The sequence below is a fragment of the Methanobrevibacter sp. genome (assembly GCF_045586545.1).
Taxonomy (GTDB): Archaea; Methanobacteriota; Methanobacteria; order Methanobacteriales; family Methanobacteriaceae; genus Methanocatella.
On the sequence record NZ_JAZNAN010000073.1, the window covers coordinates 19,802 to 29,960 of the forward strand.

At 35.8% G+C, this 10,159-nt stretch carries 10 protein-coding genes and 1 tRNA gene; 4 read left to right on the forward strand and 7 right to left on the reverse strand.

Translation table 11 applies throughout. From position 1 onward, the window contains the following. Positions 1-64 precede the first annotated feature (64 nt). From ACKI3D_RS05930 to ACKI3D_RS05950, 5 genes are read right to left on the reverse strand one after another with little or no spacing between them, the layout of a single operon-like run. Positions 65-1,252 carry an aconitase X gene (locus tag ACKI3D_RS05930; protein WP_407392887.1) on the reverse strand — a complete coding sequence of 396 codons (1,188 nt, stop codon included), beginning with the start codon at positions 1,250-1,252 and terminating at the stop codon, positions 65-67. Position 1,253: 1 nt separating this feature from the next. Then, positions 1,254-2,588: a DHHA1 domain-containing protein gene (locus tag ACKI3D_RS05935; RefSeq protein WP_407392889.1), complete on the reverse strand. Its 1,335-nt coding sequence runs from the start codon at positions 2,586-2,588 to the stop codon at positions 1,254-1,256. Then, the gene (locus ACKI3D_RS05940) at positions 2,578-2,976 is read right to left on the reverse strand and encodes a 30S ribosomal protein S15 (RefSeq protein WP_407392891.1); all 399 of its coding nucleotides are present in this window, start codon (positions 2,974-2,976) and stop codon (positions 2,578-2,580) included. The genes ACKI3D_RS05935 and ACKI3D_RS05940 overlap by 11 nt, the downstream gene beginning before the upstream one ends. Before the next feature lie 57 nt (positions 2,977-3,033). Beyond that, on the reverse strand, positions 3,034-3,585 hold the full coding sequence (locus ACKI3D_RS05945; protein ID WP_407392893.1) for an XTP/dITP diphosphatase: 552 nt from the start codon (positions 3,583-3,585) through the stop codon (positions 3,034-3,036). A gap of 44 nt (positions 3,586-3,629) precedes the next feature. Continuing rightward, entirely contained in the window at positions 3,630-5,228 is a 1,599-nt protein-coding gene (locus tag ACKI3D_RS05950) for a bifunctional N(6)-L-threonylcarbamoyladenine synthase/serine/threonine protein kinase (RefSeq protein ID WP_407392895.1), read from the reverse strand. An 80-nt stretch (positions 5,229-5,308) separates the two neighbouring features. On the opposite strand from ACKI3D_RS05950, the gene ACKI3D_RS05955 reads away from it, so the two are divergent. Together ACKI3D_RS05955 and cobT are read left to right on the forward strand one after the other, a co-directional pair. Next, complete coding sequence (locus ACKI3D_RS05955) at positions 5,309-5,812, forward strand: hypothetical protein (protein ID WP_407392897.1); 504 nt, start codon at positions 5,309-5,311, stop codon at positions 5,810-5,812. After that, complete coding sequence (gene cobT, locus ACKI3D_RS05960) at positions 5,805-6,872, forward strand: nicotinate mononucleotide-dependent phosphoribosyltransferase CobT (protein ID WP_407392899.1); 1,068 nt, start codon at positions 5,805-5,807, stop codon at positions 6,870-6,872. Before ACKI3D_RS05955 ends, cobT begins: the two co-directional genes overlap by 8 nt. A 28-nt stretch (positions 6,873-6,900) precedes the next feature. Here cobT and uppP read toward each other — a convergent pair whose 3' ends face one another. Together uppP and ACKI3D_RS05970 are read right to left on the reverse strand one after the other, a co-directional pair. Then, on the reverse strand, positions 6,901-7,734 hold the full coding sequence (gene uppP, locus ACKI3D_RS05965) for an undecaprenyl-diphosphatase UppP (protein WP_407392901.1): 834 nt from the start codon (positions 7,732-7,734) through the stop codon (positions 6,901-6,903). Positions 7,735-7,746: 12 nt separating this feature from the next. Next, positions 7,747-8,670, reverse strand: coding sequence for a branched-chain amino acid transaminase (locus tag ACKI3D_RS05970; RefSeq protein WP_407392903.1), 924 nt, complete (start codon positions 8,668-8,670; stop codon positions 7,747-7,749). A 124-nt stretch (positions 8,671-8,794) separates the two neighbouring features. On the opposite strand from ACKI3D_RS05970, the gene ACKI3D_RS05975 reads away from it, so the two are divergent. Both ACKI3D_RS05975 and ACKI3D_RS05980 read left to right on the forward strand, forming a co-directional pair. After that, positions 8,795-8,866, forward strand: a tRNA-Val gene (locus tag ACKI3D_RS05975). A 267-nt stretch (positions 8,867-9,133) separates the two neighbouring features. Continuing rightward, positions 9,134-9,964, forward strand: coding sequence for a F420-dependent methylenetetrahydromethanopterin dehydrogenase (locus ACKI3D_RS05980; protein WP_407392904.1), 831 nt, complete (start codon positions 9,134-9,136; stop codon positions 9,962-9,964). Positions 9,965-10,159 lie beyond the last annotated feature (195 nt).

Here is a 10,159-nt window from a genome sequence, read left to right on the forward strand (position 1 = left end):
AAGTTATTTAATTTATAGTTTAATAAGAAAAATAAGTTTTTTAAAAAAAAGAATTTGAGAAAACTCATTCAAACTGAATAAGATTTTCTACATCATTATAAACAACATCAAGTCCGCACATTGACGGAACATAATTTGCTGCTTTTGCTGAATTTACACCAATTACCTCAAAGCCCATCTCTTCAATTGGAGCTACAACCATACAAGTGTCACATACTATATTTCCACCTGCATTTTCAATCATTTGTGTGTAGCCCATTCTATCAGCAGTCGCCTTAACGCTAACAGATGTGCAAATCCATAATTTATTTTTAATAGTTTTTCCTTGAACAATATTAGCTACTTGTTTAATTTCTTCAAGTGATGCATGAGGACAGCCCAAACATATTAAATCAGGCTCTTTATCAGTAGTAGTTAATTTTTGGCGAGTATCATTAATTTCCTTTTCAGAAATAAACATGATATCCTCAACATCCTCTTCACCAGCGATATTGAACTCTGGAGTTACATTTTCCATATGGTAAAGTGCAACTGAACCTGAAGATGCAAGCGCTGCACCTAAAGTTTTTAAATCATTATTTGTAGGAGTATTTTGTAATTTAAAATAAGGCACTCCTCCACCAACGACTTTACCAATAATGTAACCTAAAGCACCAAAATCAGCACCCTTAAGTTCACAATTAACATTAACAACTAAATTTGCTTTCCTATTATGTTCCAAGTGGAATCCATATAGCGGAGTTTTACCAACAATAGCTGCTGCGAGCGCTGCTGGTCCCCCTTCACGGTTTGTACGAGCACCAATTACAGAATTACAATATGCAACAGCAGATGATTCGGACCAGGATACATGGTCTCTAAATCTTGGCACATTACCCACAAGATATGGAGTGCAAGTACAGGTTTTTGCAATTCCAAGATTTGCATATGCGTCTACGATTTGATTTTGCTTAATTGCAAAATACTCAGGAAAACCTAATTCTTCCCAATTATCCAAATCAGTTCCAGGAGGATTAAGAGAAGCGTTGATTGTAGCTTTGCCTGACCCGTCTTGAGCTAAATCTTCAAGATATTCTAAGCCTGCATCCCCAATTGTCTTATAAGAAACACCTGATACCTGTGCAGAAGTAATATCCACCAATTTAGAAGCACCATAAATGTCTCCTAATGCAACAAGAATATCCATACTTTTACGGATAGTTTCTCCAAACTCCCCGTCACACATTGCTTGTTCTTCTTTTGTTAAAAACATACTAATCATTTGTCAATTGATATTCAACCATTTCATCAACTAAGTGTAAGAAATTGTCTTTGCTCTCATATGGAATCATGGCCCCTGCAGCAATGTCATGGCCTCCACCAGTTCCACCAAAGTTATTGGAAGAGTCTTTTAATGCTTGGCCCAAATTAACGCCTTTAGCAACCATCTGTCTTGTGGTCCTACCGGAAATTTTTATATCCTTGTGAAGCCTGGACATTCCAATTACTGGTTTTGAATCATCCAATAGCTCAACTGATAGACCAATACTTGCAATAGTACCCATGACAGACTTTAATACTTTATCTTCAGAGTATAAGTACTGAATGCTGTTCAATTGTTGAGCACCTTCACGCTTAACCCATTCAAGACCTTTAACAATTTGGTCACGATATTGGCGTTGCAGTTTTAATGCTGCATCCAATGCCTGGTCTCTTTCACCAAGTGCAATGCTCAATCCAAGCCCTTGCTTTTTATTTTTACCACATGCGTCAAGAATATATGAATACTCTTCTAAATCACGTAGCAAAGGAACTTCTTTTGGAATTGTATAGCAATCACCGAAAATTTCAGGATTGATTTGAATAAGGGCATCTTTCAATAAGTCCTTTTCTTCATCTTCCATGTCGGTGAATTTAATTCCATAAGATAAGTTCATGCGTTCTAAAAACTCACGGGCTCCATCCAAATCTCCACTAATTTTTGGAAGTGGAGGTGAAAAAGTGTAAGCTAAAGATTTATAGATTGGTTCAGATGCTTTAGAAACAATTTTTAAACCTTCATGAATTTCTAAAGTACCACTTTCAAGAGCATCGTCAAGAATTAATTTGTTAACGCCAGTAAAACCATCTTGACCTTGCATATCACCAAATGCACCTATTAAAGCAAAATAAGCCAAATGCTTTTTGTCCAAATCACGGACACACAAATAGCTGGAACCTGCACCGCATAAATCCCTGCTTCCGTCAATTCCAAACAAATGAGGATTGACATGGACAACATTGCTTTCGGATTCAGTACCATCTACCTGATGGTGATCTGCAACAATAACATCGTGCTTATAGGTGTTGAATTCTTTAATAAAGGGACTTCCCATATCCGAGAATATGAACAAGTCATATTTTTCACTTCTTAGCTGATTAACCATGTCCTCTCTAAGACGAGGGACAATGGAAGTGTGGAATTGAACATTTTCCTCAGCTAAAGCATTCGCTATAACAGCTGCGGATGAAATTCCATCAGCATCGTTATGAGAAATTAATCTTATAACACTATCCTTTTCAATATGCTCCTTAAGCATATCAGTGGCTTCACTGGATCTATTTAACAAGGAGTGCTGCTTCTTTTGGATTATATCTCCAACCTTCTGGTAATTTACCTTCACTTACATAGTAAGATGCTAATTTTCTGATTCTTGATTCGATGATAGTTAAACCTCTTTTAGAGTGTAAATCTTTAGGGTTTTCTTCTAAGTGGTCTCTGATGTTGACTGCTCTTCTGATTAAGTTTAATAAATCTTCTGGGTAGTCGCCAGCTTGACCGTTTCTTTCTAAGATTTGGGTGATTCTTTCACCGGTCACATCTTTAACAGATGGAATACCGTATTGGTCTCTTAAAATAATACCGATTTCGGAAGTACTTTTACCTTCTCTGTTAAATTTTAAAATCATTTCTTCAATTTCTTCGTCACTATAAGTTACCCATTCTGGTCTTGCCATAATATAAACCTCTTTAAATTTTTTAAATCTTAAATAAGCCCAATAAGCAGATAAATGTTACTCTTGACTGGAATACCATTCTATAAATTTCTTTAATGAATTTTTTCTATGTGAAAACTGGTTTTTCTCTTCAGTTGTAAGCTCACCGAAAGTTTTGCCTAAACTAGGCACATAAAACAACGGATCAAAAGCAAATCCTAAATCTCCTCTTTCTTCAACTGCGATTTCACCTTCGACCTTGCCTAAAAAAGTCTTGGGCTCAGAATTGGGGGCGCAGTACCCAATAACTGACCTGAATTCGGCATATCGGTCATCAGTATCTTTCAAAAGCTTTAATATTCCTTGATTTCCAATAGTATCTTGAACATAATGTGAATATGTTCCCGGAAACCCGTTTAAAGCTTTAATGAATAAACCAGCATCTTCAACAATCACAGGACAGTCAAGTTCATGACAAGCATATTTTGCGCCTGATATGGCCACTTCCTCAAGAGTTCCTTGAGGCTCTTCGTAACCCAAATCAATATGCTTTAAGTTAATGTCATAATCTTTGAAAATATTCTCTGCTTCTTTAACTTTATGTTCGTTACCAGTTATAAATGTTATCATATTTTAAAATATGATTTCATTTTTTAATATAGTTAATGTAAAAATTAGTGAGTATATCTTCCACGGGATTCTATGTCAGATATAGTATTCATAATCGATTCATTACCATACCCTTTTAAAACTAAATCAAAGTATTTTAAAGCTAAATTATAGTCAATACTTTGTAGAGACTTTTTCAAAACAAGTAAATCAACTGCCTTATCCTCATTAAGTGGAGAATATCTTCCAAGCCCAAAATCAATGAAAACCAGTTTATCTCCCTGCAGCAATATATTTGAAGTAGTAATGTCGCCATGAATAATGTCGGATGAATGCAATTTTGCAATTTCTCGGCCAATTCTGAATGCCAAATCATCATCAATGACATCCTTAAGCATTGGTCCTTCTATCTCTTCCATTACAATAGCCTTATCCTCCAAATTAACATCGTATAAAACAGGTGTTTTAACGCCCGCACGTTTTGCATCAGACAATAGCTTTGCTTCTTCTTTGGTTCGTGCCTTTCTGATTTTATTGTCGATTTCAGGAATTCTATATCCTTTAGGGATTCTATCCTTAATTACTGCTTTTTGGCCTAAATAAGTAGTTTTAACAATGTTTGATTCAGCACCCTTTGCAATGAACTCATCGCTTAATTGCAAATAGCTTTTGGTATTGTCAATCCAAGGAATATCCACTTCATCTGTTCTGAATTTTTGAATAACCCCAGTATCCTTTAAATCCATTGGTCCAAACTCTCTGCACATTAACAGTCCAAGCCATGCAATCATGACTCCGTTATCCCCGCAGAGCTTCATTTCCGGCATGTAAAATTTGGCGCCATGCTCTTCAGACATTGTTTTGAGCATTTCTCTAAGTCTTGAATTTGCTGAAACGCCACCGCAAAGCATGACCTCATCCTTTTGGGTGTGTGATAAGGCACGTTCGGTTACCTCAACCAGCATGGAAAAGGCAGTTTCCTGAAGTGAAAAACAGACATCTTCCATTGGAGTGCCTTTTTCAGCTTCCCTTAAAGCTGCAGACAGCAATCCAGAAAATGAAAAGTCCATTCCTTTAACTACATAAGGCAAATCAATGTAGGAGCCCTGTTTGGCCAATTTTTCAATGACTGGCCCTCCGGGATGACCCAAACCGGTTTCACGACCAAAGTGGTCAAGGCAATTTCCAACTGCAATATCTAAAGTTTCACCAAAAATTCTATATCTACCACTTTCATATGCAATTACCTGGCTGTTTCCACCACTTACATAAAGAGATACCGGATTGACTGCACCAGTGTCAAGTTTTCCGACTTCAACATGACCAATACAGTGATTGACACCAATGATAGGCTTTTTAAGTGATAAAGCAAGACTTCTTGCTGAAGTGGCAACAATTCTTAAAGCGGGCCCTAAACCCGGCCCCTGTGAAAAGGAAATTAAATCAATGTCATCATATGATAATCCTGATTCTTCGATAGCTTGCGGAATTAACTTAGGAATCCATTCAGCATGATGTTCTGCGGCAATTCTTGGATGAATGCCACCTTCTTCTGGAAACAGCTGTTTTCCAGCCATGGCTAGAATATTTCCATCACTATCTACAATGCCTACACCGGTTTTTTCTGCAGTTCCTTCAATCCCTAAACTTATCAACACAATCAACTGAAAAATTTAATTAATTACATATTATGATTTAAAGAATATAAAAATATTTTTTAAATTTAAAAAACAAAAGTAAAAATATGGGATTTTATAGTGCAAATACTCCGGAGCAAAAAAGAGTTAAAAAATTAACAGGAGACATTAACATCAGTGATATGTTTAAAAACGAATGTGAAACTCGTGGAATACCAATCTATAATGCATATAACATTCAAAAAAGATTATTGCACGAAGTGGAGCAGGAACAACTTCATGGTGTTAAAGAAGTAGATGACAGATTGATGGAATTGCTTGATGAGAGATCAAAAAAGAAAGTAACACACAGATATGTTGACTTCATTTCAAACGAAGACAGCGCTTCTAGAGGAGTTATTCCACCAAGATCAGACGAAAAAACATCACTTCCTCCAAAAGACCAAATTAAAATTCCACCAAGAGCAAGAGACGGTAAAGAATTTTACAGGGATGATGAATTACCAGAAATTGAGATGTTAAAGAAAATCATGCTCCAGAATAAAAAAATCATTAATCAAAATAAAATTATTATTGATTTATTAAAAAAGCAAGGTGAAAAAGATGATTGATGGAATTACCACTTATGGATCAACAGAATTAACAGAAAAATTACAGAAATGCGATGATCCAGTATTCTTACTAACAATTGGGACAACTGAAACTTCCTTAATAGAAGGGCTTTCAGGAGCTGGCCCAACAGCAGAATTGACAATATACACACCAGCATCCGATGCTGAATTCATGGTTTTAGGCGAAGTAAGATGCTGTGAAGCTCCAGCTGAAACCGTAGTGGGCGATGCAGCTGCACCAACACCTGCAAGACTTACAAAAGCATCACTGCAACTTGCAAATATCCCATTTGTTATTGTTGATGCAGGTTCCAAAATTAAGCCGGATATTGAATATTACAGTCTTGGTAAAGAATATGGAAGAGACATAAAAACTGGAAAAGGAGTATTGAACCCATTAGAAATCCTGGAAAATGCAAAGGATTTAGGTGCAGAACTATCAGCAAGGCACGAAATGCTCATTATTGGTGAAAGCATCGCTGCAGGAACCACAACCGCTTTAGGAGTCCTAAGGGCCTTGGGCTATGATGCCAATGAAAAGGTTAGTGGAAGCATGCCGCACAATCCTCATGACATGAAAACAAAAATTGTAGACGAAGGCCTAGAAAATGCAGGACTTGACCCTAAAACAGACGACATTGATGCAATCCAAGCAATCGGTGCAGTGGGCGATCCAACATTGCCTGCAATGGCAGGAATAGTTCTTGGTTCAGATATTCCTGTTATTTTGGCAGGAGGAACACAGATGGCCGCCGTATGTGCCATTATAAAATCACTACAGCCTTCATTTGATTTTTCAAGAATTAACCTTTCAACAACAGTATTTGTTGCAGGTGATGAAACAGCAGACCTATTCGGAATACTAAAACAAATCGACGACAGCATTACAGTTAATGTAGTTGACCCTAGATTTGAAGAATCCGAACATGAAGGACTGAAAAATTACCTGAAGGGATTTGTTAAAGAAGGAGCCGGAGCAGGCGGGGCAATGTATACCGCACTTGTCCTAGGAAGTTCCGTTGAAAAACTTAGAAAAAGAATAGAAAAAGTTTGTGGATAGAGATTTTTAAATCTCTATACCTCTAATTTTAAAATATGTGGGCTATTGAGCCCATAAACACTATTATACCAACCGCCCAGCAATAATAAGCAAATATGTCTAAACTCTTGTTTTGGATTAGGTCCAGCATCCATTTAATAGCTATATAACCTGCAATGATTGATGCGATGAAACCTAAAAATATAGGCAAAAAGTTAACATCCATCGCTGAACCGATATCCTTTAATTTAAATACGAAAGCTCCAAAAATTGCTGGAATGGATAATATAAAACTGAATTTAGCTGCAAATTCCTTTTCAAGCCCAATAGTTAAACCTGCCGCAATAGTAGTACCAGAACGGGAAAGACCTGGCAATATTGCACATGCTTGACCTAAACCCATCCATAATGCTTCCTTTTTGGAAATATTATTCAAAGTTACATTACCGCTAGCCATTCTTTGAGACAGGTAAAGTATAGTACCTGTTACAAATAGGAAAAATGCCGGAACGTAAAGTGCACCTGCAAATAATGATTCAATGGCATCATCAAATAGTATTCCCACAATAGCAACAGGAATGGTAGCTAAAATTACATACCACGCAAGTCTTTTGTATGCATCTTCATAGAAACCTTGCATAAATCTTCCCTGTAGGATATCACCAATGCTTAACCACCATGATTTAATCATTTTGATTATATCATATCTAAAGAACCACAATACAGCAATCAATGTTCCCAAATGAAGAAAAATGTCAAAAGCAAGAGAGCTTTCAACACCTAAAATATTCTGGGCAAAAACTAAATGCGCAGAACTACTAACTGGTAAAAATTCAGTTAACCCCTGAACAATACCAATTATTATAGCTTGAATTATATTCATATTTTACACCGCTTAGATGTAGGATAACCAGCCGTATTTATCTTCTACTTTAGCTTCTACTATGTCAAAGAATGCAGATTGTATTTCTTCAGAAATTGGTCCTCTTCTACCTATACCAATTTGTCTGTGGTCAATTGAACGGATTGGAGTAACTTCAGCAGCAGTACCTGTAAAGAATACTTCATCTGCGGAGTATAATCTTTCTCTTGATATGACTTCCTCAACTACTTCATAACCTAAATCATTTGCTATTGTCATGATTGAGTCTCTTGTAATACCTCTTAAGTTAGATGAAGACATTGCAGGAGTGAATAATTTTTCACCTTCAGCAAGGAAAATGTTTTCTCCACTACCTTCAGAAACGTGTCCTTCATAATCTAACATGATGGCTTCGTCATATCCGTTGTCAATAGCTTCAAGTTTTGCTAACTGGGAGTTCATGTAATTTGCACCACATTTAGCAAGTGCTGGGAAAGTATCTGGTGCAGGTTTTCTCCAAGATGAAATACCAATATCTACACCATTTGCCATTCCTTCTTCTCCTAAATAGGATCCCCATTCCCAAGCGGCAATAACTACATTAACAGGACAGTTGGAAGGGTCTACACCAAGTTCCCCATATCCTTTAAATACAATAGGACGTATGTAACATCCGTTTAAATCATTTACGCGAACAGTTTCTAGAATAGCTTCCTCAATCTCTTCTTGTGTGTATGGAATTTCGATTTTATAAATTTTTGCAGAATCAAATAAACGTTGTACATGTTCTTTTAGACGAAATACACCTACGCCATTTTCATTTTTATATGCGCGAATTCCTTCAAAAACACTTGTACCATAATGGACAACATGTGAAAGTACATGAATATTTGCATCTTTCCAATCTACCATGTTTCCATCAAACCATATTTTTCCACCTTTGTCATCCCATGCCATTTTATCACTTCTATAATTTTTACGATGATTATAAATATGTTTTTATCATATATTAAATTTTCATAGTCGAATTTTATAAAAATAGAAACATATATATATTAGTAAATTCATAATACTACTTGTTGGTTCCGTGGTCTAGTGGTATGATACCTCCCTTACAAGGAGGGGATCACGAGTTCGAGTCTCGTCGGAACCACTCTTTCTAATTTTAAAAAAATTTATTATTTTAGCCATAGCTATCGTTTGAAAAAACAATATTTTTTCTCCAAAATTTCGACATTATATCATTATTTTTCTTAAAAAATTTTTTAAATATATGTGAGATTGTATAATATTCTACTAAATAAATTAAACAATGAATAACATTCACTAAAATAAGTATATGTTGATTAAAAATCTTAAATAATAAAATTTAAATAGTTTCTTAATTAAAATTATTATTATCGAAAAAGGAGACTTAATTATGGTAGTTAAAATTGCTATTATTAAAAGTGGTAATATTGGTACTTCACCAGTAATTGACCTATTGTTAGACGAAAGAGCAGACAGACCAAATATCGATGTAAGAACTTTTGGATCTGGAGCAAAAATGAACCCTGAACAAGTAGAAGACGTCGTACCTAAGATTGACGCTTTCGAACCTGACTTCGCAATTTTCATTAGCCCAAACCCAGGAGCACCTGGACCAGCTAAGGCAAGAGAATTATTATCTGAAAAAGATGTTCCTGCTATTATCATTGGTGACGCACCTGGTAAAGGTAAAAAAGATGAAATGGATGAACAAGGCTTAGGTTACATTATCGTTATGTCTGACCCAATGATTGGTGCAAAAAGAGAATGGTTAGACCCAACTGAAATGGCTATTTTCAACTCCGACATCTTAAAAGTATTAGCAGAAACCGGAGCATTAAGATTAGTTCAAAAAACCATTGACGGCGTAATTGCTCAAGCAGATGCAGGTGAAGAAATCGAATTACCTAAACTCATCATTACTGCTGAAAAAGCTGCAGAAGCTGGCGGATTCGCAAACCCATACGCAAAAGCAAAAGCTATTGCTGCATACGAAATGGCTGGATCTGTTGCTAACTTAGACATGAAAGGTTGTTTCATGACTAAAGGTTTCGAAAACTTCATCCCATTAGTAGCTGCTGCTCACGAAATTGCTGCATGCGCTGCTAAATTAGCACAAGAAGCAAGAGAATTAGAAAAATCAAACGACACAGTCTTAAGAACTCCTCACATGAAAGAAGGAAACCCTGGTCGTAAAACTGAATTAATCTCAAAACCAGAATAAGTAGTTTAACACTACTTATTTCTTTTTACTTTTTTTAAAACATCTTTTTTCATAAAACTTCAACAGAATAGACTAAACTTTAAACACAAAGTATACACAAAATAGGAAAATTTTAAAAAAATATAGATGTTTCTATAAAACACCTTTTGTTGAAGGAATTTGATCATGCTCTACTTTAATAGCATCTTTTAATGA

Coding starts and splice junctions, on each gene's coding strand:
- ACKI3D_RS05930 (WP_407392887.1), bottom strand. CDS start 1,252: ATGTTTTTAACAAAAGAAGAACAAGCAATGTGTGACGGGGAGTTTGGA.
- ACKI3D_RS05940 (WP_407392891.1), bottom strand. CDS start 2,976: ATGGCAAGACCAGAATGGGTAACTTATAGTGACGAAGAAATTGAAGAA.
- ACKI3D_RS05945 (WP_407392893.1), bottom strand. CDS start 3,585: ATGATAACATTTATAACTGGTAACGAACATAAAGTTAAAGAAGCAGAG.
- ACKI3D_RS05955 (WP_407392897.1), top strand. CDS start 5,309: ATGGGATTTTATAGTGCAAATACTCCGGAGCAAAAAAGAGTTAAAAAA.
- cobT (WP_407392899.1), top strand. CDS start 5,805: ATGATTGATGGAATTACCACTTATGGATCAACAGAATTAACAGAAAAA.
- uppP (WP_407392901.1), bottom strand. CDS start 7,734: ATGAATATAATTCAAGCTATAATAATTGGTATTGTTCAGGGGTTAACT.
- ACKI3D_RS05970 (WP_407392903.1), bottom strand. CDS start 8,670: ATGGCATGGGATGACAAAGGTGGAAAAATATGGTTTGATGGAAACATG.
- ACKI3D_RS05980 (WP_407392904.1), top strand. CDS start 9,134: ATGGTAGTTAAAATTGCTATTATTAAAAGTGGTAATATTGGTACTTCA.